We start from the raw sequence: 24,066 nt of genomic DNA, 5'->3' as shown, positions 1-24,066 counted from the left end.
GAATCTGGCCGGACTTTGGCAGGATAAAGCCATGACGACGACTCCGCGACGCGGCGCTCCTTACCAGGAGTGGGTGCTCATGTACCGGAAGGGACTGACCCGTGGCCAGATCGCCGACCTCACCCGTGCCGCGCCGGCGACCGTGGGCTACCACCTCGGGCTCGCGCGTAGACTCGACCCTGGGCTGCAGCGCGAACATGAAACGGCGAGCCGGAAACCCGCCCGGCTCACGGCACAGGTCGCGGAACGGGTGCAGCAGCTTGTGGCGTTTGTGCAGGATACCGGCGGGTACCCGTCCAGAAGCTCAGACGACGTCTCGGAACGGACGCTGGCCGAGTGGCTTCAGTGGCGCCGCCGTGAAGCCGCCGACGGGACATTGGCGCCCGCGCTGGACGAAGTTCTGGGCATGCTGCCGGCGTGGCGGGGCGTCCCCCGGGCGGTGGCCGAACAGGCCCGGTGGCAGGACCAGCTCGCGGCCCTGGCGGCGTACCGGGCCTCCGGGCAGGACTGGCCGCGCCACAAGGCAACGGCCACCGGCGAAGAGCATGGGCTCGGCGTGTGGCTCCATACGCAGCGGTTCATGCTGCGCCGCGGCGAACTCGCCCCCGCCAGGGCGGAGGCGCTGGACAACGCCGTCCCGGGGTGGCGGGTCGGAAGGACGCGCGGCAGGAAGCCCAAACCCTAGCGGGTTGTGCCCCGCCCACTGGGGGCCAGTGGAGCCTCCGCACAGCTCAAACTGGCCGCCGTATGAACCCAAGGAGCAGCGTGCTCATGAAGAAGGCCGTCAGCTGAGGAGCCGCCACGCTCACCAGCGCAGCGATCGGCGTGCGGAGTCTCTCCACGCCCGGGAATCCAGGCGATCCTGGCTCAGTCGACCGGCGGCGTGTCATTCATTGGTTGGGACAGGGCGGTATCCAACCATCGTCGCAACAGGCTTGATTCGAAGGTGAGAGTATCCCTGATCGGCGCAGCGCCGGCATTATCACCGCGCCACGACGTGACTGGAACAGAGTGCCGGAGCCGCGCCACAAAGCCACCGGCAGCGGCGAAGATCACGAGCTCGGCGTTTGATTGCACGCCCCGCGGTTCAAGCTGCGCCGTGGCGAACTCGACCCCGCGAGCGTACAGCCCTCGACGCCGCCGTCCCGGGCTGACGGACCGGTAAGACGCGCGGCAGGAAACCAGCACCCTAGAACGGGTTGTGCCCATTAGGGGCCAGGTTGAGCCCCTCCCCACAGCTGAAAGCTGGGCTTGGATCTTCGTCACGATTGCACCACCCGCCCATCAGCCGCTCTACCAATCTTTCTGCGCAGTACAGCAAGCGCGCTTGCCGCGGCGCCGGGCGTACGTACTAGGCGCGGCTCGCTACTGCACCGTTGGCAACACCGAGATTTGTGACTCCTGGTGCCGAATGCGTATTGGCGGTCGGGATTTCGGAAGAAGCAGCCGGTCGGGCCCCTTCGGTTTGCATGATCAGCGATGAGATTTCTGCGCCGAGTGCGGATTCCATCTCACCTTCCGCCATTGCCGGCGGCTCCCCTGGTGCTGCGGAGGGGATAAGCCCGCGCAACTGTGGAGGGCCGGCAAACTCGAGATGGGGTGCGGTGGGCGTTGACGCGGCAGGCTTCGTCGGGATGAAGCCCGTGGGCATGCCATCGTAGTGCTTCGAGACGTCTGCCGGGACGTATTCAGAGAACCACCCCAGGATCTGGGGCCCCGGAATTTTGATGATCATGTTCTTCCCGATGCTGGATGAGACGGCGGAATGGGACGAGGAGGACGACGCCGAGGAGGAGGAAACACTGAAGCAAAAGCATCCTCCGGAGTTTGACGTGGCTGCGGATGCAGCGCTTGCCACGGTCGCATCTGTGGCGTTGCTGTCGTTCACGACTATGGTCACGTCTTTGGCGACGATGAACGAAACGGGGTAGGCGGGCAGTATCTGTGCAGCAGCCGTGGCGGCGAATTCCTTCGCTGCGTTAGGGTCCGAATATCCTGAGGCCTTCGGCGCACCGGATGAGACGGGCGTGTAGGTTGCGGGAAGATGGGCCAAGTCGCTGGTGTCGTCGAACACGGTCGGGTCAAACCATCCGCCACGATCCATGGTGACCTTCATGACGCGGAAGCCGATCTGGATGTCGCAGTGGCGGACGTCGAATGATGAAGCCGCTGACCCTTCAGTGTTTTGTGTTGACCCGCTCGCGCTGCCGAAAAACAGGTCAACGTCGTAGCTGGATTGCGAGGAGGCGGCCTGGGCGCTGGAGGTCGTGTTTGAGGAATCCTCGGTGAAATGAAAGACGACATCAAAAAACTGGCCCGGGGCCGGCATGGGTGTGGGAAGGAGAGGGTAATTGGTCAACTTTCCGGCCGCATCGGGGGCGGTTTCGGTTGTGTAGTTGACGGTCCCGTCCGTGGCCGTGTTCAGCGCCGCCATTTTGGCTCGGCCTTGGGCGGAGAAAAGGGTCAGTTGAAGGCTCTGGACCTGGCTTTGAAGTTGGGCCATTTGCGTCTGAAGCTGGTCCATCAGCTGCTTGTTGTCCGTAGTCTTTGCCGTGGCCTCCGCCACCTGGACAGTCACAAGGTTCCGGCCAGCCGCCGTGAGGTTCTGTTGCGCCGTGCTAACTGCGGCCATGCCTGATTTGAGTTCGTTCCATTGCTGGTCTGATATAGGGTCCTTCTTCTCGACACCGGACTTCTCAAGAGCCGCGTCCAGGCCGGTCTTGTCTGCATCCTTCTCTTTTGTGGAGGCGAAATACATCCGAGCTACGGTGATCGTGTTTTCTCCGTAGATTTGGGTCAGGCCGCTAAGGGCCGTGTCGAGCACGTTGCGGCAGGCGTCCGCCTTTTCATGCAGATCGGCTTCGTCGCCGGTGTGGCCTGACTGCAAAAAGGTGTACTGCTCCTGCAGCTGGGCGATCTGCTGCTGCTTCTGAAGCAACTCTGACTGTAGCGCCATGGGGTCAATCAGCAGGTCTTCGGCCTGAAAGTCCGTGGACAGCCCCTTAAACCAGTCTTGGGGCTGGAACTGTACCGGGTAGATGGTCTCGGTCTCGTCAAGCGATGACATGCCCGAGGCCCTCATGCTCGTTTTGGCTTTTTCCAGAGATTCCCCGACCGACTCCACATCCAGGGTCGCCAGGGCCGAACGTATTTCATGGTAATAGCCCTTGACGAGAAGGTCCGCAAATTTCGCCTCAAGCCCGGCTTCAACGGCCGGCGCCGTCTCCGCGAGCCATCGCGCGTACTCGTCGAGGGCACCATCGCCGGCAACCTGCGCTGCCTCCATCCTTGCCGTCTTGCATTCATCCCAGGCGGAGACGGCGTCCAAATAGCGTTGATTGAGAATTGTGTAGATTTCGATGCGTGAGCCCTTCATCGGCTGCATCGACTTGGAGTCGTCGAGATATTCGCCGCTGACTTCCTCCAGCAGCCATGCCCTGAGAGTTTCCTTGTCCGTCTGGTACTGCACCTGGGCCTCGGGGTAACCCGGGGTGAATCGGTTCAGGGCGGTTTCGTAGCTGATTGAAAGCTGTTTGCCGTTGGGACCCGCCACGATCGGGGATACATCCAAGAGACCGTTCGAGAGTCGGAACTCGGCTTCCGTGACTGGCTGGGGCTTGGTGAGACCTGAATAGACGCTAGACACGTCATAGGCGTAGGTGGTTTCGTCGAGCACCCGGGCCGGCCACTCCATCGTGAATATTTGATTTCCGCTGGTGCCGAAAATTTCCAGCATCTTGTCGTAAACCTGGTCAGCCGGGTGTTTGGGTGTAGTTAGCATGTTGATCCCTATCCACGAGTCGCTTGGTGAACTGCGCTGGAGGCATCGAAGTAGTTGAAAACGGTCGCCCCCCGGGACCTTTTCAACTGCCGATAGTGGGATTCGTCACTGCCGATGGGAGGAGTATTCCACGCCATTTCACTATTGGGAATAGTGGACAGTTACCGGATATCCGTGACGCGGTCCGATGAAATGCCGGAAGCAAGCACCACCGCGGAAATGACAGCCGCGAAAGGCTTCGGCGGTTAGACAGGATCTCCAGGCGCCTTTTCCGGTAACCATGCGGGCAAGGTTGCGGCGGCGGGCAAACTGCCCGCGGTCCAGTTCCATGCAGCCACGCTCGTCAAGGCATAGCAGATCGACGCGACCGCAACGGTCGACGGCAGTCTTCCTGGTGATACGAACCCGAGGGTATCCCTCCTCGACTAATCCCAGGGGGCGCCGGGAACAGTGTGCGTGAGGAGATCTCCGTAGAACATCCCGATAGGGCGGGCAAGCCCGGCCTGCAAACCATCATTGATGGCTTGATCAAGAGTGGCGAGGCTTTCTGCTTTGCGTGGCAGTGTTTGACCTCGCTCTTGGAAATTGCTGAGGAGTTCGTCGGCGCTAGGACCAGAGCGGTCCAGAGGACTGAAGCATGCCGGGCGAACTCTTCACTTTCAGCGCGATCTACGTCGACGCTGCCGCCGACGAGGTCACCAACGTTGTTATGAGATGGGTCAAATGAGCTGACGAACGTTGCATCCAGAGATGGGTCAGACAGTGCGATAACCCCGGAATGACGGGCCCAAACATACTTCTAACCAGGCATTATGACCCATCCTGCTTCTCATATTTCGTCAGGTCAGAGCTGAGCCCCTCCCACCGGTGATTGTTGATTTAGGAGGTGGGTCAGCCGGGCCCGCGTTTCCCCTGTTCAGGCAAGGTTCTCGGCCCCTGGCACGGCGATCAACTCGACCGGGCCGAGCTTGACCGGAGGACGATAGGGCCCTCGGGAGAGACCACCTGAGAGGAACTGATTGACGAACGTTCAAGAACGAGGTGGGTATGGTCACCGCGGCGCGGCGTCATCGCGATCGGGCGAAGTGCGCCGCCCCACCGATCGTGCATAGTCTTGCCTGCTCCCGGTGGAGTGTGTATCAGCCTGGTGATGCGCTCTTAAACGAGCGCAAAACGAGCTTCAGATCCGTGCCAGGACACCAATATCGCCCTCGCCACCACCTACTCATGTGTCGGCGATCTCCGGCACTGCGATGGAGTCGCCGGCTCCGCAGTGTCGTGCTGAATCTGGCCGACATGGCAGGCAACCGGTGTAGTGCGGGGGCCTACTTGTTTCGAAGAGCTTTGGAGTTAGTAGCCCATAAGACTTTGTCACCGGCCAGGAGCGGAAACGTGCACAACCTAGGACGTCTCTTTAGGCCTGCGGGTGCACACGCGGAACGAGAAGTTCTTCCCCCTCTGCTCATCGCGGCCCCGACGTCATCGAACGTGCCCTCAACGGCTTTAAGAATTTTTTGCGCATCCTTCCTGTTCTTGTCGTAGCTGACCGGGCAGCCGCCGCTGGAGCCGCGGCGACGTTCAATCCGTGTGCCCATTCACCGTCACCACGAGCTTTCCCACAACGGACCCTTGTTCCATGTCTTGGTGGGCCTGAACGATGTCATCGAAGGTGTAAACCTTGCCGATGGGAACGTCGACGAGCCCGGTTTCCACTGCGTCCAGGAATTCCTGCAGGATCGGCCGCGGTAGATCCTCGGCCCCGCCTGAATAGGCGGTCAGCCGGACGCCACTGGGGATGTAATCAATGGGATAGAAGTCCGGCACCGTCCACTGGTCCGACAGCATGCCGGTGAAGCAGACCGTCCCGTGGACTGCGGTGGCCCGGAGTGTGTCTGGCAACGTCGGAGTGCCGACGAGTTCGACGGCGCCGCCCACCCCGCCAGGGATGATGGCCCGAACTTCTTCTGCAATCTGTCCCGTGTCAATGATGGCATGGTCCGCTCCAGCGTCGAGAAGCGCTTGTCCCTTAGCGGGGTTCCGCGTGGTGGCAAGCACCGTCATGCCACGGCGCTTCGCAAGTACCGTCAAAGCAAGACCTATGGATGACGTACCGCCCCGGATTAGCAGGCTGCTGCCGGGAGCGGCGTTGACGCCAACTGTGAGGGAGCCGTAGGCGGTTTGCAGCATTTCCGGAACGGCACCCAGAGTGGCCCAGTCCAGGCTGCTGGTAAACGGGATGACGCTTGAGGCCGGCACTGAGACGTACTCGGCGTATCCGCCGTCGAAGGTCCTGCCCATGCCACCCATGAGGGCGGCGACCTGGGTCCCGGCGTCGAACTCCCCTCCGGAAGTGTCAGCAACGACCCCGGTTGCCTCGATGCCAGGGACACGGGGGAAGGTACCGAAGGAGCCCAGGCCGCGGCGGAAGTGAAGCTCCGAACGGTTGAGGCCAAACGCATGGACCTTGATCAGGATCCAGCCGGCTTTGGCAGCGGGGCGAGGCAGATCCCGGATTTTCATGGCGTCCGGGGCCCCGGGTCCGTCCAGGACGATGGCGCGCATCAGTTCAGACATGGTCCTTCACTCCCTGGCATCGGTTAGTAATGTTGGTTCGTTTGTACTTCATTGCTCTCGGTTCCGTCCTTGATACAGGAGAGGCCGCGTGCCCCTACAGGATCGGGCAGTTGCGGCAGCCCGCTAAATCAGGCTTCCCTTATTGTCAAATCGATATTGCTCTGAACAAACGGCAGCATTCCACCTATGCGGTCATTGTCGATAGTGATAACCACCACTAAGTCGAGGTGATGGTCAGCTATCGGGAAATTCAATAATCTGGACTTGAGGAAGTCCGAGGTCGCGGGCGGTCCACCGTCCATAAGTACTTTCCAAGGACGATCATGCATTCGATGGCGAGTCAGCAGCAAGCAATCGCCGGATTTTGCCGGAAGCACTTCTACCGTCCTAGCGATATGCATAGGATTACCGATCCATTGTGGAAACGATCGTGGGATCACGCGGATTTTCATTATCTGCTGAATTGGCTTGTTCGTCGATACCACCAACCTCGGTCCTTCATGGGCGTCGTGGTAGAGCCGACTGCGATGTCGTTTGGCGAGGTTGATTCCGGTGAGCTGCAGGACTCCCATCGGTGTGGTCTCGGTCAGCGCGGGCGGCTCTTTCACGGTGCCGGCTGGCTCCCACCGCCCCGATGGACACGGCTGCGCGGGCATTCACAAATGATTCTTCGAATATTGCTAAGCGGGCATCTTTATGAGTCAACGCTATGTCTTCCCGAATCGGCCCTTGCACCCTACACTGTTGGCTGAGGGCGCGACTCATTCTTTCAAACGCCAATTGATTCGGGGGGAATCATAAATTAAGCGTTGCAGCCAGACACGTCCAGGAAAGGCCACGGCACCCCGGAGATTCACGGAATCCCGCTGAGCTGTCTGCGTCATGGTTCCTGACCACACTTATTCACCGTGCCACACTTCATTCACCGTGTGCCCAGCTGCATTGAGGCCCGCTCGGACTTGTAATTGCGCCATTCTTCATCATGGCGCCCCTGGACGGAGTAGAGAATGTCCGTGTCAATCATCGAAACCGATGACCAATACATCCTGAATCACTGTACGAAATACCTGGCCCGGCAACGGGGCCAGATTACCGAGGCATGGCGCTTTCCGATCATTGACGCCTACGGTTCCTACAATGGCAGGGACGAGTATGCAACCAACTATGGATTCAATCTTGTCACCTTCGTCCATGACGGGCGCGCGGCGCCTGCACAGGCAACTGCGGTCATCGGAACCTTTGCCACTCTCCACGAACCGTTGCCGCTGCGGCCGGTGACATTCCTGGGGGAGGACACCGGCTACCGGGCGCTGAGCGTGGTGGTGCCCAAGGGCCAAGTGCACCTCTACAAATTTGTGCTGGACGGAGTGCCGGTCCTGGATCCCATCAATCCACAGCGCGCTCTGCTGGACAACGGTCGGGAGTGGTCGCGCTTCTTCACGCAAATGTGCACCCAGCCCATCAGCTTCGAGCGGTGGGAATATGACCTGCTTTTCCGCCTGACAGACCACATTCTGCCCTTCAGAACGAAGGAGGCCCGGAACTTTCTGCAACGCCACTACTTCAACCTGGACCGCCGGCAGCGGGACACGGCCTTTGCCCACGCGTACCGGCTGGATAATTCCGTGGGTGTCGTGAATTTCATTGACAACCTGGTCTCGCGCGAAGAGATCCACCGGCTGACCGACTACAGGATCTGCCTTAACCTGATCGACCAGGTACTGCGTAAACGCAACCCGCATGTTGAGCCAACCACCATGCCGCGGGAAATGTATGTCGACCTCTATGAGCAGATGGCCGGGAACAGCGTGGACGGCTGGGACTACAGCAAATACAGCAGCCCGCGGTTCTTCCTTCAGATATTGCGGCGGCACACCTTTACGGGCGCCTTCTCGCACCCGAAGTACGGCGGCAATTCGGCGGCCAGTGCCTGGGCTTACCTCTCCGAACGATACACCGACGACGATGGCACCACGCTGTTCGATTGGCCCCTGGCAATAGAATCCCCGCTGGGCCGCAGCACCGGCTACCGGGGCTAAGGAGAGATTCAGTGCAGACTCAATTTGACGCAGTGATCATCGGCAGCGGCGCCGGAGGATCCCCCGTGGCCTACATGCTGGCCAAGGCGGGAAAGTCGGTGCTGATGCTGGAAAAGGGGCCGAAACTCCTGGCGCAGTACCAGGCAGCGGGGGGCTTGGGAGACTTCAAACGGGATGAACTGTTCGCCACCGGCGCGGAAAAGCGAATTTCGATCCCCGGCGTGACGAACCAGGGTGCATCCTACTATTCCAGCCATGTGGAGCCAGACCTGAACGACGAACCGCATGTATACCGGGGCGCAGACGGCCGGGACTACGCCACCCTGGAGGGCTACACGGCCCAGGTCGTGGGTGGAGGAACACAAATTTACGGTGCAGTCTCACTACGATTTACCCCGGAGGACTTCAGGCTAAAGACCTTCAATGAGGGGCGCACGGATATCCGCGAAGATCCCTCCGGTGACGTCCAGCGAGAAGCCCGCGACTGGCCCATCAGCTACGAGGACCTGGAGCCGTACTACTGCCTGACCGAAGAGCTAATCGGTGTCAGCGGCACAGCGGACAACCAGCAGAAGGCCTTCAGCCGGGTCGCCTATCAAAGGCCTGGGGAACCAAATCCCATCAGCGAATACGCCCGGGTCGGGATGGAAATCCTGGGTACTGAACTGGGTGCGGTCCGACCCTACAGGACACCGCTGGCCGTTATCACCGAAGACCACGCGCCCAGTGGCCGCAAGGCGGACACGCCCACGAGCGGTTTCGTCAACCGCTATGGAGACCCCTTGGGCTTGAAATCGAGCACCTGGGTCTCCCTGTTGTACCCGCTGCAGGACCTTCCCAACTTCGAGCTGCGCCCCAACTGCACGGTAACCGACCTGGAGTGCAGCAACGGCAAGGTCGGCAAGGTGCACTACCGCGATCCCGCCGGCATACCACGGACGGTCGAGGGCATGGTTGTAATCGTCGCCTGCTCCGCGATCGAGTCAGTCCGGCTACTGCAGATCTCCGCCAGGGGAAGCGCCGAATTCGACCGCCGAATCAACCAGAACGACCTGCTGGGCAAGTACTTCCTGACCCACTGCTTCGGCGGGGCGGAGACCGTTATGCCCCGGCGCTTTGACAAATCCATCTCGCTGGACAGCGACTGGGCCTTCGACGGCTGCGCGACAGAGGAGTTCATTCGGGACCACGGATTATGGGCCGGCGGGGCGATCTACAACAACACATCGGACCAGGCACTGCCGATCTCGATGGCCCGCACGCACGGCAGCCACGACATAGATACCATCTGGAAACTCTTTGTGGAGGATTCGAGCCTCACCGGGGAGAACCTGGTTCAGTGGCTGGATGACAATTTCGGCAACCGCCTGTCCGTCAGTTTCATGGCCAATCAGGTACCGCTCAAGAGCAATCGCATTGAACTCCATCCCAACGTCACAGACAAATGGGGCAGGCCGACCGCTTACATCGTCAAAGACTGGCACCGCCACGATCGGTACCTGATGGATGTGCTGGCCGAACAATGCGCCAAGGTGCTGCGCTACGGCGGAGATCCCGTGGGCAAAAACTGGCCCGTTGAAGGTCAGGGCGGCGTTTACAAGGCCGAGAACGCACTGGCCCGGATTGCCAACCACATCTTGGGCGGCGCCCGGTTTGGGACCGACCGGCAGGACTCCGTGCTCGACCCGGACTGCCGAGCATGGGAATTTGACAACCTCTACGTCACCGACGGCTCCTGCATGCCCACCTCCGGCAGTGCGAACCCGACCAATACCATCGAAGCCAACGCCTTCCGAGTAGCGGAAGTACTACTGGGGCGGCTGTGATCCGAAAGGGGTCATCGTGGATCCACAATTCAATGAGATATTCACCGATCCGGAAAACAGCATCTTCAAGGTGGTGTTCTATCCGGACCGGATCTACCACGCCGCCTACCTGAATGCGACGCGAAGCCCGCGCTACCGCTACAACGTGCGCGAAGTGCGCAACAAGCTGGACATCACGGCTATGAAGGGCGACGTCTACTTGGATGGACTCTTCCTGACCAACTTCCTGCGTCTTGAATATCGTTCGGGCAGGCTGGTGGAGCAGTCACGCCAGCAGGGCCGGCTGGGGCAAAACGAGATTATAGCATACGTGCGCCTGCTCCCGGATGACCCGGCCCTTGAAGCGGACGCCGCGGCCAAACTGCACATGTGTCACTGGACGGACGCCTATCAAGTGGAATTCTGGGAAACACTGGAACCTCCGGCCGGAGTGACGCACGATCTCTCGGTCCTGGATCAGATGGGGAGGGATGCACCCATCACGCGCATCAGGGACTTTGTCCCGGCGCTGAAGGACATCAAGGCGCTGCGGCAGCTGGAGCTGGCCTTCCGGGAGAATGACAAGGACCTGCCGTCGGGGTTCCGAATCTCCGACCCGCAATGGGACAACAACTTCCTCTCCTCCCACCAGGAACCCAGGACCGACAATCCCAGTTCAGCACTGAACACGGTGGAGGACAAAAACTATCTGATCGACTTCCGGCGCGGCTGGTACCTGCACCGCGATGATGTAAAGCCCGTCCGGTACCTCAACGCAATGATGGACCCGGACAACAAGGACAACAAGGACGGCAACGTCATCGAGATGCGGTGGCTGCTGCAGCGGGAGTTCGGATCCTCCGTGGTCTTCTTCCACGAGGTGACAATCCCGCCCCGCACCGTGGAAGGCACGCACCGCCACATCGGCTCCGAAGAGCTCTACTTCATCTTCGAGGGAACGGGCACCGCCTATATGGGCGAAGACGATGACCCTGGCACCGCCCACCTACCGCTGGTGGAACGCAACATCTACGGCCTGGGCCTCAAAAAATGCCGCGAGCTCCCGGTCCGTCCCGGCAGCATCATCTTCACCAAGAGCGGAGGCATTCATGGCATCCGCAACGACGCCGATGTCCCGCTCAAGTTCGTCGCTTTCCTTTACCACAGCGTCTGACCCGCTTCGAGGAGCCGTCCATGTTCATTGTCCCCACCGACAGCACATTTCACGTTGGTCCGGATTCCTTGCCGGACTACAACCGGGACAACCCCCTGGTGAAGCTGCTGCACCTGATGGAAAGGGTGCAGCTCGCGGCCGAACGTGAATACTACCGAATGGAACACACCCAGTACCTGTTCCCAATCGACTACCTCGACCTCTATAGTGCCAGCCCGCCGGACCACGGCGTCACAGATCCCGCCCAGCAGGATTCCAAGACGGACTTCCAGAAGCAGAACCTCCACGAGTTCCGCAGCACCGACACGGTCCTGGTCCGCGGCTGGGCCAGCGGCGACGGCTGGTCAGCGCCCTTCCTGCGCCTCTCCTACCGGGGAGGACCGGATTCGCAGCTGGCGCAGTCAGCCGGCTTCACGCTGGGTGACCGAATCAAGCTCTGGATCAAGGTCGGCACCGGCGGCGGCCTGCAGCCCATCGACGTCCCGTACAACATGCGCAGCGACCGCTACGAAGTGGAGCTGTGGGGGTATCAGGAGACCGACCTGCGCTCACAGCTGGACGAACGGGGCCTGGCCGCCCTGGACCGCGGCGAACTGCAACAGCGCCCGGACCTGGTGCGCGGGCAACTGGCGGATTTCGAGCGGGACGGCAAGGACGAGCTGCACATGGTCCACGTTGCCCCGGACTGCACAATGCATCCGATCCTGCCGCTGCACATCGAGACCGCCTGGTCTGATCCGGCGGAACAGAACTGGGACTCCCAGGGCGGAGCCAACTATCACTATGAGTTCAACATGCTCCTTCGGGGCTGGGACAACTACCTGGGCACCGGAGTGAGCGGCAACCCCCACGGCGGGGTCAGTTTCCTCGAATACCGGAATCTGCTGTCCAACTATGGCCGTTATGCCGGCAGCGGCGAACTGGGCCGGTCGCTGGAAACCTGGAATTTCAACGCGCACGGCACCAAAAACCACACAAACGAACGCGAGGAATTCATGGCCGTGGACTACATGGACCTGCATATCCTCAAGGGCCGCAGCGGGATCGGACTGCACCGGCACCGGGACAACCAGGAGGTCTTCCTCATGATGCGGGGACAGGGCTTCATGGTCGTTGGCGACTGGGCCAAGATGCCCCAACGCGAACGTTGCCTCGAAGTACGAACACTCAGGCCGGGACACTTCGCGATGCTCAAGGGCGGCAACATTCACGGACTCATGAACCCCACCGACGAAGACCTACATCTATTCATGTTCGGCGGCTACGACTAAGCGGCTACAACCAACACAGTGAAACCCCCGCAACAGCCACTTCCAGAGCAAAGAGAGAGAACAGCATGAACATCGGAATTATCGGTACCGGCAACATGGGCAGCGGGATCGGCAGGCTTCTCGCCGCAAAGGGCCATGCCGTCTGCTTCACCGGGCGGGACCCGGAAAAGGCCAGCGTCCTGGCGAAGTCCATCGGAGAGCAGGCCAGCAGCACGTCACTGGACCGCATCGCACAGGACCGCGACATCGTCATCTTGGCCACGCCCTATGATGCCGCCGCCGAGGCGCTGCAGGTGGCCGGACCACTGGAGGACAAGATCCTGGTCGACGTCACCAACCCGCTGACTCCGGACTTCCTAACCCTGACCATCGGACACGAAACGTCGGCGGCGGAACAGGTCGCCGAACTGGTTCCCGGAGCCAAGGTGGTCAAAGCATTCAACACGGTGCTGGCCCCGGTCCTTCACGCCGGCGAACCCGCAACCCCGTCGGAAAGCCCCACGGTCTTCTGCTGCGCCGACGATGCGGCTGCCAAGGCAGTGGTGATCAAACTGGTCCGGGAGACGGGATTTGACGCAGTCGACGCCGGCCCGCTCCAGAACGCCCGCTATGTGGAACCGCTGGCAGAGCAGGTGATCCAGCAGGCCTACGCACTCGGCATGGGCGGCAGCGTCGCCCTGAAACTGATCCGATCCGGCGCGGAATAGCCGGCGTTCTGCCCCTAGCCTGTCCGAAGACGGATACAACGCACAAGCCCCAGCAGGGAAGGAAATCTCATGACGGCATCCGTTTTCGGTCCCGACGTCGATGAAGCATTTCGGCTGTCACGCGGGACGGAACAGCGCAACGTCATCGTCTCCGGTGAACCGCGCACCATCCCGGTGCCGTTCCCGTCGCCGCAGGACTGGCGGGACGTCTGGATCTACCAGCTGATGGTCGACCGCTTCAACAACCCCCAAGCCCCGCCACGCCGCGCCTGGGACGACACCATGGCGGACTTCCAAGGCGGCACGCTGAACGGGGTCCGAGAAAAGCTGGACTATCTGCAGGAACTGGGAGTCGGGGCCATCTGGATATCCCCCGTCCAGATGAACTGCCTCTACCGGCCGACCTACCACGGCTACGGGATCCAGGACTTTCTGCGAATCGATCCGCGGTTGGCCTCGGACCCCGACGCCGCCCGGGATGACCCCGGCATCGTAGAGAGGGAACTCGTCGACCTGATCGACGCTGCCCATGCCCGCGGCATGTATGTCATTTTCGACGTCGTCGTCAACCACGTAGGTGACGTCTTCGAATATCACGGCGCTGACGGTGACGGGACCTCGGAGGCACCCTTCCGCGGCTTTCCGTACCCGGTGCAATGGCGGGACGAAAACGGACGAGGCCGGGCGGACTGGACGGATGCGGCCGGGATCCCGGACGCCCCTCCCGCCGCGCTGGTGTGGCCGCGGGAATTGCAGGACAACGACTTCTTCCGCCGGCAGGGAAGGATGGGTCAAGACGGGTCCGGGGACTTCGCATCCCTCAAGGAACTGGCCACCGAGCGCTCGGAGTTTCTGCGCAACGTGCTCATCCGGGCCCATCAGTACCTGATCGCCAGGTTTGACGCGGACGGCTTCCGGATCGACACGCTTAAGCACATCGAACCGGAATTCGCGCGCGTTTTCGGCAACGCCATCAGGGAATATGCGCTGAGTATCGGCAAGCGGAACTTCTTCACCTTCGGCGAAATCTACGATAACGAGGAGAAAATCGCTGGCTACATCGGCCGCAATGCCATCACAGACTCCTCCGACCTCATCGGCGTCGATGCCGCACTGGATTTCCCGCTTTTCTTCGCCCTGCCCGCGGTGGCGAAGGGTATGCGGCCGCCGTCTGATCTGGCTGGGCTTTATGACCACCGCAAAATGGTGCAGCGGGGAATCCTGAGTTCCCATGGGGAGGCCAGCCGGTTCTTCGTGACCTTCCTGGACAACCACGACCAGTACCAGCGCCTGTACTTCAGTGATCCCCGTGATCCACACAAATTCGACGATCAACTCACCCTGGCCGTCGGTTGCCTGTTTGCGCTGCAGGGCATCCCCTGCCTCTACTACGGCACGGAGCAAGGGCTCAGCGGTACCGGCCAGGCCATGGAAGCCGTGCGTGAGGCACTCTGGGGAAGACCCGGAGCCTTTGATCCCGGTCATACCTTCTATAAGACTATCCAGCGCCTGTCGCAGGTTCGTCTGCACGAGCCGGCGCTGCGGTACGGCCGGCAGTACTTCCGGCCGGTGTCAGGCAACGGCAGGGACTTCGGCATCTCGGATTTCGCGGGCGGCGTCGTATCTTTCTCGCGGATCCTCAACGATGTCGAAGTCGTGGTGGCAGCCAATACCAATGCGGCGGACGGCTGGATCGGACGGATCCTCGTCGACCGCGCGCTGAACCCAGACGGAAGCGCCTTCGACGATCTGTTCACGAACAAGGAAACATCGGGGGCACCGGGACAGGTGGCAGCCGCCAATGGCTTGACATCAGTGGCCCTGCAACTGCGCCCCCTGGAGATCCGCATTCTCGCCCGTTCATGACGGGCTCCGCCGACGCACTTAGGGTCGATGACTCGTCACGTGCACCGGAAATCCTCTAATGCGTGGCGACCGCCCCGTGGCGCCCCGCTCCCCCACCTCCCGAAAGTTTCATGACCCCTAGATGAGTCCTTCACTGAGGAAGAGCAGACGGTGCCGATAGCTGCTCCGGCCGCCATTAGTTTTTGCTGCGCCCTGACGCCGCTCGCACGGCGTCTCCCTCGCTTTTAACCCTCGACGAGCCGATCCGGGATGCTTGCCTGATCGATTACCTGGGCCAGTCGTGTGATGCGGCATCCGCAAGGAACGGAGAACTACCAAGACTGCTGCCCGCGCCGATACGCTCGGGTGCGTAAGTCGACTTCCTGCCGTAGGGAATTCCGGGTGACAAACTTGGCTGAGAAAATCGTCGCCGGGACATCAAACATCGTCTTCCTGTAAGGCCAGTCCGGGGCCCCATCCCGCCGGACGAAGCTTCCTGGGACTTTACCGTCAGAAAGAAAGGGATCTAGGGGTAACTGTGAGCCGAATGCCGGCGTTGAGTCCAAGCAATTCTTTGGAGAATTCAGGGACAGCAATGTGTCCGCGCCAGAAGTTGGCGGTGACCTCCGTGTCCGTGAGAGAATCTTGGTCGTCCGGATTCCAGTCCCTGATGGCAGTGGGAATGGTGCTGGTCCAGGCTGCCCAGGCCTTGGGCAGCCCCCTGGCACCGGACGGAGGTTCGATGTCAACCAGAAGAGCGTCCTGCCAGTCCTCAGTTTGTTCCATATGATCGTCAAAAAAGAACCTGCCCTGCTTTTCCCTTATGGACATCAGCCGCAGTTTGAGCGCATGACGCAGTCTAGGCACTACTTTGCCGTTAATCCGCGGACGGGGCGCTCGGGAGGACAGGAAAGTGGTGAGCAGCGGCACGGGGGAATCAATCGGGTTACCCTCCTTCCAGTGCTCAATCTGGACAGGGCAGTGGTGAGCGGCACTCTGTTCGTGGACCAGCACGGGTAGGCCGCGGATCGCCAGACCCACGTCCAATTGAAACTCGACGTCACCTGGGGCATTGCGGCCTACGGTGAAGCCGACGAGCTCAACCTCGATCTTCAGGTCACCGAAGAGAAACCGCTGCAGGTTCTGGTATCCCTCTTCTGAATTGACTATGCCATATCGCCCGCTGTGGCTGCGATGAACTACAGCGAGAGGCGCATCCTTGACGGCAGCATTTTCGAGTTGCACAAGCCCGTCACTGCGCGCACCCACCGCTTTCGAGGAAACACCGAGGGCCACGTCATAGTCCTCGGGGTTGGTGCCGACAAGGCAGAACAGTTCATCCACGGGGAATCCGTCTGCCGGCATCTCGGTCGCTACAAAGTCAGCGCGCGTCCTTTCGCGCCTTAGTGCTGCAGGGGTGAGGTATTCATACATGCGGTCGGGGCCGAAGATATCCGCCCCTTGGAATCCTGTGGCGTCGCGGATGCGCTCCAGGACGCCAAAACCAACTGCGAAATTAATCCCCCCATGCGGTGTCGCGTAGGTAAATACCCTAGCGACATACTTGGTTCCCGCGGCAGGGTCGATCTGGCCGTCCTTGCCGGCCAGATCCTCGGGAATGACGCGCTGGAGGAGTGAGCGGCAGATCAGCCCTCCCATGGAGTGCGCTACGAGAAAGACCCTGGGCGCACCGGACTTTTCCAGCACAAGCTTGATCAGCTTGAACAGGTCTCTGGCTGCCCGCTCAAAGGAGAACCTTTCCGGTTCCTTCGAAAAGGTGGCTGCAGAGTCATCGTAGAAGCGGTGGATCCATACTGACGCCGGGTTGACTTCGCCTGCCTCAGCATTCAGAAGGAAGGTCCATTGGTCGCCATGGACGGGGACTTCGTACTTATGGTCGGTGATCAAACGCAACATTGGGGATTCAAATTGATGGAACTTGGCCATGCCACCGCTGTCGGCACGGGCATGGACGGACCCTTGGCTGAAGCCATAGAACGGATCGTCCACCGCCCGGTTGATGGCGGAGCCCCCACCAGCAAAGCCTCGAACATAGATTACTGGGAGCCTGCCGTCGTCACCGGGGTAGCCCATTTCATCGCCCTCTCCAAGAAGTAAGCGCACCGCTCCAAACGGACTGGAGGAACGCGCGTAGGGCGACTACACCACGCCACCGTTACTGCCGTGTTACCGCTTTGGACTGCCATGCCTGAAATCTGAGGCTTTTGGCAATAACGCGGCAGTAACGCTGCTGCAGCTCTACTTAACTTGGTAGCCGTGGCAGCGTCAGAGATTTCTTGGCGCAACGGAATTAGCCGCCCGCTGGACGGCTCACACTCAAGGAGACGTTTGATGACTTGGTTTGGTTGGGAGAGCCTTGGCGGCGTCTTGACGACGGGGCCCAGCGTGTCGTCGTGGGCATCCGGCCGCTTGGACGCATTCGTCCGCGGGACGGACGCAGCTTTATGGCACAAGTGGTTCCAGAACGGGTGGTCCGGCTGGGAATCCCTGGGCGGAGTGCTGACGAGTTCTCCCGGCGCGGTTTCCTGGAGCAACGGCCGGATTGACGTCTTCGCACGCGGCACCGATTCCGCGCTCTGGCATAAATGGTTCCAGAACGGCTGGTCCGGCTGGGAATCCCTGGGCGGCGTCCTCACATCCGCGCCGTCGGTTTCCAGCTGGGCAGCGGGCCGCCTTGACGTTTTTGTGCGTGGCACCGATTCCGCGCTCTGGCATAAATGGTTCCAGAACGGCTGGTCCGGCTGGGAATCCCTGGGCGGCGTCCTCACATCCGCACCATCCGCAGTATCCTGGGGCAACGGGCGGATCGACGTCTTCGTTGTCGGCACCGATTCCGCGCTCTGGCATAAATGGTTCCAGAACGGCTGGTCCGGTTGGGAATCCCTGGGCGGCGTCCTCACATCCGCGCCGACCGTATCCAGTTGGGCCTCCGGGCGCCTGGATGTTTTCGCCGTCGGCACCGACTCCGCGCTCTGGCATAAGTGGTTCCAGAACGGCTGGTCTGGTTGGGAATCCCTGGGCGGCGTCCTCACGAGCGAACCCGGGGCCGTATCCTGGGGCCCAAACCGGATAGACATTTTTGGCGCGGGGACCGATAGCGCAATGTGGCACCGGTGGTGGTCGCTACGCCAGACGGTGCGGCTCCATGCAAAGGTCCTTACAGCGCCGACGGTTGCGGTGAACACCGCTGTACAGCGGATGCGCGAGGTCTATGCCACGGCCGGGATTGGCGTCGAACTGGCGTCCACCGAAAACCTGAATCTGCCCACCCTCAATGACGTCGACGTCGGGCGCTGCGTCCTCGGGGAAACGACTGCCGAGCAGAACCAGCTCTTCGCCAACCGCAACAATGCGGGCACCAACGACGTCGTCGTGTACTTCGTCCGGTCAACCGTACCCCCGTTCAACGGTTGTGCCGCCTTCCCCGCGGGCCGACCAAGCGCGGTAGTGGCTCAAGGCGCCACCCAATGGACCCTCGGCCACGAGGTGGGGCATGTCCTGGACCTGCGTCACGTGAATGACAACAACAGGCTAATGACGGGGAACGGCACCGGTAACATCACCAATCCCCCGCCGGACCTGATCAATACTGAAGTGACAACAATGACCAACAGCGCCTTCACCCAGAACCTATAGGAGCGAATCATGAGCGTATCGATGGGAGCCGTCCTCGAAGTCCTTGAACCTGATGAACCGAATTACGACAAAGCCGCTGCTTTGGGTCCCGAGTCCCTCCCGCACCTGCGGACACTGGTTCAGGGCGACGACCCTATGCTGGCCGCAAAAGCCACCTTCGCCGCCAGTCTCCTCGAGGGCGACCAGGGACATGATGTTGTGGAGGCTGCAGCACACAGCGAAACGGCGAGCATCCGGGTAGCAGCCGCAGCGGCCGCCAACAATCTTCCAACTGACTCAGCAGCCGTGGTTCTCATGGACCTCGTTGACGACAGCGACCCAGGTGTCCGCAAGGTAGCCCAGTCCTCGATTCCCCCCGATGCGCCTCCCCAGCTCTCAGCGAAGATTACGTCCAGGTCCGGCCAGGCGACAGGTGCCGGCAGCGCCGGGTTTGAGGAGGCTCCCCCCGAGGCAGGAGCCGGCACCGGGATGCCAGGGGAAGGGCAGACCCAGATGCCAGGCGAGAAGCCGGCCGAGGGGTTGATGCCCGGTGAAAGACCGCCTTCAACTGATGGCGATGAACAGAGCCAAGGACTGATGCCCGGGGAACGACCCGATGGGCGCCGGACCTCGATGTAACCAAAAAGCCTCTTTGGAGGAGTGACGCAAGCAAGGCGAGGCCATAACCCCCTGCACAAAGGTCCTGCCTTCGATGCCCCGCATCCACATCCGGATATGCGCGAACAACCCCACCGAAGTGACCAGTAAACACTCCGACAGCGCAGCAACATGGCTTCCCACGCCCGCAGCACACCGTCACCAGCCGCTCCGCCACCTCCACCCGGGCGACAAACCTGCAGCGGGAACAAGAAAACTCAAAGGCACCTTGTTCCTCTCCACGTTCGCGGCTCTGCACCACCACCGGTGGACGTACCACGATCGAACACCGGCCGGAGGTAGACACCGCAACCAGGCACTCATCTCCCTCGCACGCCCCCACTCGGATACCCTCCTCTGCTCTCAGTGTCCGAACCTCGGACGTACCAGAGATCATGAGAAACAGAGACCATGAGAGCGAATTCAAGGAGGCTCACGGCCTCCCGCCCAAGACTTCAGATCCATCTCAAAATGCACTGATAAATCTTGAGGATCGAATCATTTGCGCATTCGACAATTATATGACTACTTTTGTCATATGGATCGAACGTCGGGGCGATAATGATGACATTTAAAGCGTATGCCTTCAGAGTTAGAATCCCCCGAGGGCCTCAGGCAAGCACCAGGCTTTTGTGCAGAGTACTTCCGATAGCTAGACTTCCGGTGCTATACCGACGTGGCGGCCATTTTTTGCCTTCCCATTGCGGTCGGCCACGACCCTGTTGCGGTGCTTTCGGTGAGCGAGTCCTTGCTCGACGGCTGCCGTCAATGACGGACTCCCTTTTGCCACAGGCCGCAACATTGGCGTGGGCAATCAATGCGAAGCGTTCGACAAAACAATGCGTCAGTATCGGCAACTCATTTTCGCTGCGGGGAATCTTGAGCAAACCCTTTGCAAAACGTTCGCGTATTCCTGATACGTGTACCGCAGGATCAAGGCAGCCGGCTTCTGCCGGTTCTCGAGCCTTCCTTGCCAGAACGCCCCAAGTCACAGACTGCGGACAACCAATGCGAGGCCCGAGCGTTGGAGAGTCCGCAATCTTCCCCAAGGGATCAGGGAGTGAGAGTAAGGTGCAAAGCCATGACAAGCGATGATCGTCCGTCAGAAGCCTCCGGTTCCGGTCCGGCCGAGCCGGATTCGACGATGCCGTCCATGGGCACGCTAGTCATCCGTACGTGGTTCGAGCCGGATCAGGTGCCCGGATTCCGCGCCAGGCTAATCTTTAGCAGGGGTCCGGGCGCCGAGCCCGACACGGTCGCCACTGCCGATCCGGCTGAGGTCTTGAGCATCGTGCGTCAGTGGCTCATTTCACAGCCTGGCTCCCCAGACGAGGTCTAGAAGCACGATTGCCCGGAATCCTGTCCCCGCCACTCCCCAAGCCTTCCCCATCATGACCGATGGGCACTCGCTTATGCCTCTGGCCCCAAACCCCGGCTCGGCGGCCCTGGAGAGGCGTCTATCATTCGGTCCAGTTCCACTGTCACCGAATATCTGCAACAAGTCCTCGGATTGCGTCCGATGGAGCGATTCCCATATCCCCCTTCAGCTGCGCTTCATACTTCTCGAAGGCTCGAAGTGCTGAGGCGTTGTTGCCCTGCTGCCGTTCAGCCTGAATTAGCAGTCCAACAGCTCGTTCGTAGAGCGGTTCAAGTTCCAGTGCAGCCTCAGAAGCTTCCAATGCAACCTCATAGTCGCCGCGCAGCAGTGACTCCCGGGCTATGAAGAGCAACGCGTGCAAACGGTCCTGCCTGAGCCGGGTCTGCTCAAAAATCACCCAGTCTTCGTACCAGCCCGGGAGAAGTTCTGCATGACGTAAATCGTAAAGGCACGAAGCAGCATTTCCATTGAGCCCGACTTGGCTCAGGTACCGAATTTGCGACCGGAGACGATGCAGGTCAACGTCCACCAGATCGCTGAGCGAAAGCACAGCCCCGCCATTGATTAGCAGACCTGGCACCTGCCTGGTGACGAGATGAACGCTAACCCGTAGGCTTTCCATGGCTCTCGACTCGGAATGCTCCGGCCAAAGTAACCCGACCAGATAACCCCGGGGGCGCGGACCGTTCACAGCCAGCGCCGTAATCAACCGTTGTTGGCGTGCTGCGACATGCACGACATCGACGCCCCAAAGAAGCTGCCAAGACTGAAACAGGTTCAGCTGAAACGCACCATAGCCACCGTTGCCCATGGTCACCCCCAAATCCAGCGGTTTAGGAGATCTGGGATAGATCTAGGAACGAGGATCCGGACTTTCATGAGAGATGTCAATGATCCACGTCATCTGGAAGTTTCTCGGAGCAATGAAAGATGCCATTGTCCATCGGCAGTCGGCCTGGCCCAAAACGAAGTTTCAGACTTTTAATGCTGATACGTATCGCGGTCATCCGCCCGGTCCCGACGCCGTGGGGATTACAAGGACTTAGCGTCTCCGGAGATCTGGCCGCAGATCCTGACGGCGGCCACGCCCGCGGCATGATCCTTACGCCGAAGGACGGTATCTGCTAGGGATTTTATATAGGTTCAGCTCGCGCACACCCTGCTTCATACCACCTGATGGCCTCGCCATGAATGGCGTACCTTACAATCCGCTCACCTTGGAGCCGGCTGGGAGAGCCCGGGTTGGGCAGGACTCAGCCTTCCAAGACCGTGCGTGCAGGCTTCGGATGCTACCAGCGGATGTTGGCGGGACTGTCCAGAGGTCTTCTGGCCTCCAGGGACTCAGGTGCGGTGAAGTTATCGGCAGCGCGCAGCTCGTCGGGGAACCGCAACCGGGTACGTTCCTCGACTTCACTGACGGTGACCTGGAAGACCCGGAATTCGTCCAGTTCCAGCGCCTCAAGCTGATTCAGGTTCTGGGTCAGGAGGAAGGCCCTGCACTTCAGCTCACCCTGATCGGTGAAGGCGAGTACTTTCCAATATTCCCGGGGAAGCGGGACATCGCGGTACAGGCGGTCATCGTCGAGGAAAACCGGACCACCGAAAACACTGACCTTCAGGTCCTCCACGTCTACGTCGGAGAACACCGCGTCCTCAATCCGCCCCCACACTCCGTTCTGGCTACTCTGGTTGAAGTCCTCAATCTGAGGAGTGATATTGGTGAAGAAGAAGGAGTCCTTGTTGGCACGTTCGGCTTCTGCCCGGTCGCCCCAGAGCAGGTCCGCGCGGCGGGCAACATGGCCGCGGTCCAGCCGGTTGCCGCTATAGAGTTCATCGCCGCACTGGAACTCTGCCGGAATCCTGCGCTCCTTGGAGAAGTTGATCCCTTTGCGGCTAATTTTCTTCAGTGCGGCGCCGTCGATGTTCCAGGCCACCCATCGGGCCAACCGGCGGGACCGGCTCATTGCCACCGAGAAGTGGGTGTAGGGAATGATTTCCGAACCCTCCAGCAGCACCGCGTCCTCCTTGAGGGAAGGATCCAGGGTCGGCGGGTCCAGACGCGTGCTCAGGAAGCCGGGGGCATAGCCGTTGCCGGCGGCATCGGTGACGGATTCCGGGTTGGGGGGCAGCAGTGTGATCTCAAGTTTCTCGAACACGGATTCGGGAAGGCATGCCAGGGCGTGCTCGTCGGTGCTGGCGCCGGTTTCGCCTGCGAAGTGCAGTCCGGCGAGTACAGTCCCGGGTTTGCCGTTTGCGTTTTTGAAGATCCAAGCCGCACCGGAATCCCCGCCCCGGCTGATTTCCCCATCCTCGGGCAGGTTCTGCGGGTCGGGTCCGATTTCGAAGCCGCCGATGGCATGTTCACCTTCGGCGCCGTAGTGCAGTTTGGCGAGCACGTCGATCCGGCGCACCACTCCGTGAGTGAGGCCCGTGGTGCGGCCGCTCTTGAGGACCTTGTCCCCGATTTCCGGTTCACCCAGCTCCTGAGGGGCGGTGCCGATACCGAGAATTTCCGGGACGATGCCACGGCCTTCAATGCTGGCTACGGCGCAGTCGCCCGCGGGCCCAAGGTGAGAGCGCTTCAATATTCCGAGGTGGTTGCGTTCGACCCGGTTGTCATCGTGCGGGCCCGGCTGCACGACGGTGTCCCCGAGTCTGCCGCCGGACCCATGCAGGACGTGCCAGTTGCTCAGCACCAGGGGTGTGCCATCGGTTTTGTCGTAGACGATGCAACCTATGGTGCCTGCACTGCCCTTGTTATGGGCGACGCTGACCCCGGGCAGCACCGGATCGACCCTGACCTTGGCCTGGGGCGGTTCGGCTTCTGCCACGATGCGGAATGCGGGCTCATAGCTGCGCTCGATCACATCAGTGGGAACCGGAACACCGTCCACCACAATCGTCTCCGGGATCGGCACGGTATCCAGTGATTCCAGCGCTTCCGGGGCCACCTTCTGATCGACGGTGAACTGCAGGGCGATTTCCCGGGTCGGTTTGCCTTCGGTGACCTTGTAACCCACGCCGATGGACGAAATGTTCGGATCCTTCAGATACTCGGCACCCCGTGTCCTGATGAACTGCCGCAGCGATTTCAGCGCTTTCTCATCGGCGGGCCTCAGCTCATCTGATGAACCCTTCCTGGTGGTCATCGCATTGGTCCTTTCTCGATCATGCTTAAGTCGCGGTGTGTACGTCTCGC

The 24,066-nt window shown here is 60.8% G+C and carries 18 protein-coding genes and 1 pseudogene; 13 read left to right on the top strand and 6 right to left on the bottom strand.

Annotated elements, in window-relative coordinates:
• Positions 1-31 precede the first annotated feature (31 nt).
• A complete protein-coding gene (locus tag AC6CH3_RS15435) occupies positions 32-685 on the top strand; it encodes a helicase associated domain-containing protein (protein ID WP_498133249.1) in 654 nt (217 codons plus the stop codon).
• A 666-nt stretch (positions 686-1,351) separates the two neighbouring features.
• Here AC6CH3_RS15435 and AC6CH3_RS15430 read toward each other — a convergent pair.
• From AC6CH3_RS15430 to AC6CH3_RS15420, 3 genes are all read right to left on the bottom strand, one after another.
• Positions 1,352-3,736 (bottom strand): hypothetical protein, encoded by a 2,385-nt coding sequence (locus AC6CH3_RS15430; protein WP_498133248.1) that lies wholly within the window; start codon positions 3,734-3,736, stop codon positions 1,352-1,354.
• A gap of 1,623 nt (positions 3,737-5,359) precedes the next feature.
• Positions 5,360-6,355 carry a zinc-binding alcohol dehydrogenase family protein gene (locus AC6CH3_RS15425; protein ID WP_498133247.1) on the bottom strand — a complete coding sequence of 332 codons (996 nt, stop codon included), beginning with the start codon at positions 6,353-6,355 and terminating at the stop codon, positions 5,360-5,362.
• A 128-nt stretch (positions 6,356-6,483) separates the two neighbouring features.
• Positions 6,484-6,963, bottom strand: a complete 480-nt coding sequence (locus AC6CH3_RS15420) for a hypothetical protein (protein WP_498133246.1) — start codon at positions 6,961-6,963, stop codon at positions 6,484-6,486.
• A 405-nt stretch (positions 6,964-7,368) separates the two neighbouring features.
• Between AC6CH3_RS15420 and AC6CH3_RS15415 the strand changes: the two genes are divergently transcribed.
• The 6 genes from AC6CH3_RS15415 to AC6CH3_RS15390 all read left to right on the top strand — a co-directional run bounded on the left by AC6CH3_RS15415 (position 7,369) and on the right by AC6CH3_RS15390 (position 15,217).
• On the top strand, positions 7,369-8,394 hold the full coding sequence (locus AC6CH3_RS15415) for a gluconate 2-dehydrogenase subunit 3 family protein (protein WP_498133245.1): 1,026 nt from the start codon (positions 7,369-7,371) through the stop codon (positions 8,392-8,394).
• 11 nt (positions 8,395-8,405) lie between these two features.
• A complete protein-coding gene (locus tag AC6CH3_RS15410) occupies positions 8,406-10,220 on the top strand; it encodes a GMC oxidoreductase (protein WP_498133244.1) in 1,815 nt (604 codons plus the stop codon).
• A 16-nt stretch (positions 10,221-10,236) separates the two neighbouring features.
• Positions 10,237-11,373 carry a cupin domain-containing protein gene (locus tag AC6CH3_RS15405; protein WP_498133243.1) on the top strand — a complete coding sequence of 379 codons (1,137 nt, stop codon included), beginning with the start codon at positions 10,237-10,239 and terminating at the stop codon, positions 11,371-11,373.
• Between the two features lie 20 nt (positions 11,374-11,393).
• Positions 11,394-12,644, top strand: coding sequence for a cupin domain-containing protein (locus AC6CH3_RS15400; RefSeq protein WP_498133242.1), 1,251 nt, complete (start codon positions 11,394-11,396; stop codon positions 12,642-12,644).
• Positions 12,620-13,351: an NADPH-dependent F420 reductase gene (locus tag AC6CH3_RS15395; RefSeq protein ID WP_498133315.1), complete on the top strand. Its 732-nt coding sequence runs from the start codon at positions 12,620-12,622 to the stop codon at positions 13,349-13,351. The genes AC6CH3_RS15400 and AC6CH3_RS15395 overlap by 25 nt, the downstream gene beginning before the upstream one ends.
• A gap of 69 nt (positions 13,352-13,420) precedes the next feature.
• Positions 13,421-15,217, top strand: coding sequence for an alpha-amylase family glycosyl hydrolase (locus AC6CH3_RS15390; protein WP_498133241.1), 1,797 nt, complete (start codon positions 13,421-13,423; stop codon positions 15,215-15,217).
• Between the two features lie 489 nt (positions 15,218-15,706).
• Here the strand turns inward: AC6CH3_RS15390 and AC6CH3_RS15385 are convergent, their stop codons facing one another.
• The gene (locus tag AC6CH3_RS15385) at positions 15,707-17,143 is read right to left on the bottom strand and encodes an esterase/lipase family protein (protein ID WP_498133240.1); all 1,437 of its coding nucleotides are present in this window, start codon (positions 17,141-17,143) and stop codon (positions 15,707-15,709) included.
• Here AC6CH3_RS15385 and AC6CH3_RS15380 point away from each other — a divergent pair.
• From AC6CH3_RS15380 to AC6CH3_RS15360, 5 genes and pseudogenes are all read left to right on the top strand, one after another.
• Positions 17,129-17,314, top strand: coding sequence for a hypothetical protein (locus tag AC6CH3_RS15380; protein ID WP_498133239.1), 186 nt, complete (start codon positions 17,129-17,131; stop codon positions 17,312-17,314). The genes AC6CH3_RS15385 and AC6CH3_RS15380 overlap by 15 nt on opposite strands.
• A 138-nt stretch (positions 17,315-17,452) precedes the next feature.
• A pseudogene (locus AC6CH3_RS15375) lies at positions 17,453-17,926 on the top strand (DUF8189 domain-containing protein); the annotation flags it as partial.
• On the top strand, positions 17,903-18,853 hold the full coding sequence (locus tag AC6CH3_RS15370) for a PLL family lectin (protein ID WP_498133314.1): 951 nt from the start codon (positions 17,903-17,905) through the stop codon (positions 18,851-18,853). The pseudogene AC6CH3_RS15375 and the gene AC6CH3_RS15370, both read left to right, overlap by 24 nt.
• Positions 18,854-18,862: 9 nt before the next feature.
• The gene (locus AC6CH3_RS15365) at positions 18,863-19,471 is read left to right on the top strand and encodes a HEAT repeat domain-containing protein (protein ID WP_498133238.1); all 609 of its coding nucleotides are present in this window, start codon (positions 18,863-18,865) and stop codon (positions 19,469-19,471) included.
• Positions 19,472-20,570: 1,099 nt separating this feature from the next.
• On the top strand, positions 20,571-20,828 hold the full coding sequence (locus AC6CH3_RS15360; RefSeq protein WP_498133237.1) for a hypothetical protein: 258 nt from the start codon (positions 20,571-20,573) through the stop codon (positions 20,826-20,828).
• 142 nt (positions 20,829-20,970) lie between these two features.
• Here AC6CH3_RS15360 and AC6CH3_RS15355 read toward each other — a convergent pair whose 3' ends face one another.
• Positions 20,971-21,678: an AfsR/SARP family transcriptional regulator gene (locus AC6CH3_RS15355; RefSeq protein ID WP_498133313.1), complete on the bottom strand. Its 708-nt coding sequence runs from the start codon at positions 21,676-21,678 to the stop codon at positions 20,971-20,973.
• Between the two features lie 173 nt (positions 21,679-21,851).
• On the opposite strand from AC6CH3_RS15355, the gene AC6CH3_RS15350 reads away from it, so the two are divergent.
• Positions 21,852-21,995, top strand: a complete 144-nt coding sequence (locus AC6CH3_RS15350; RefSeq protein ID WP_498133236.1) for a hypothetical protein — start codon at positions 21,852-21,854, stop codon at positions 21,993-21,995.
• Between the two features lie 161 nt (positions 21,996-22,156).
• Here AC6CH3_RS15350 and AC6CH3_RS15345 read toward each other — a convergent pair whose 3' ends face one another.
• The gene (locus tag AC6CH3_RS15345; protein WP_498133235.1) at positions 22,157-24,016 is read right to left on the bottom strand and encodes a DNA/RNA non-specific endonuclease; all 1,860 of its coding nucleotides are present in this window, start codon (positions 24,014-24,016) and stop codon (positions 22,157-22,159) included.
• Positions 24,017-24,066 lie beyond the last annotated feature (50 nt).

The organism is Arthrobacter sp. GQ119, from assembly GCF_059759125.1.
The sequence above is the reverse complement of the archived record's forward strand: the minus strand, read 5'-3'. Positions and strand labels throughout refer to the sequence as shown.

Bases quoted from the DNA above. Each gene is read 5' to 3' on its own strand.
- AC6CH3_RS15435 (WP_498133249.1), top strand. From the start codon at position 32: ATGACGACGACTCCGCGACGCGGCGCTCCTTACCAGGAGTGGGTGCTC.
- AC6CH3_RS15430 (WP_498133248.1), bottom strand. From the start codon at position 3,736: ATGCTGGAAATTTTCGGCACCAGCGGAAATCAAATATTCACGATGGAG.
- AC6CH3_RS15425 (WP_498133247.1), bottom strand. From the start codon at position 6,355: ATGTCTGAACTGATGCGCGCCATCGTCCTGGACGGACCCGGGGCCCCG.
- AC6CH3_RS15400 (WP_498133242.1), top strand. From the start codon at position 11,394: ATGTTCATTGTCCCCACCGACAGCACATTTCACGTTGGTCCGGATTCC.
- AC6CH3_RS15390 (WP_498133241.1), top strand. From the start codon at position 13,421: ATGACGGCATCCGTTTTCGGTCCCGACGTCGATGAAGCATTTCGGCTG.
- AC6CH3_RS15380 (WP_498133239.1), top strand. From the start codon at position 17,129: ATGGAACTTGGCCATGCCACCGCTGTCGGCACGGGCATGGACGGACCC.
- AC6CH3_RS15385 (WP_498133240.1), bottom strand. From the start codon at position 17,143: ATGGCCAAGTTCCATCAATTTGAATCCCCAATGTTGCGTTTGATCACC.
- AC6CH3_RS15365 (WP_498133238.1), top strand. From the start codon at position 18,863: ATGAGCGTATCGATGGGAGCCGTCCTCGAAGTCCTTGAACCTGATGAA.
- AC6CH3_RS15360 (WP_498133237.1), top strand. From the start codon at position 20,571: ATGACAAGCGATGATCGTCCGTCAGAAGCCTCCGGTTCCGGTCCGGCC.
- AC6CH3_RS15355 (WP_498133313.1), bottom strand. From the start codon at position 21,678: ATGGGCAACGGTGGCTATGGTGCGTTTCAGCTGAACCTGTTTCAGTCT.
- AC6CH3_RS15350 (WP_498133236.1), top strand. From the start codon at position 21,852: ATGCTGATACGTATCGCGGTCATCCGCCCGGTCCCGACGCCGTGGGGA.
- AC6CH3_RS15345 (WP_498133235.1), bottom strand. From the start codon at position 24,016: ATGACCACCAGGAAGGGTTCATCAGATGAGCTGAGGCCCGCCGATGAG.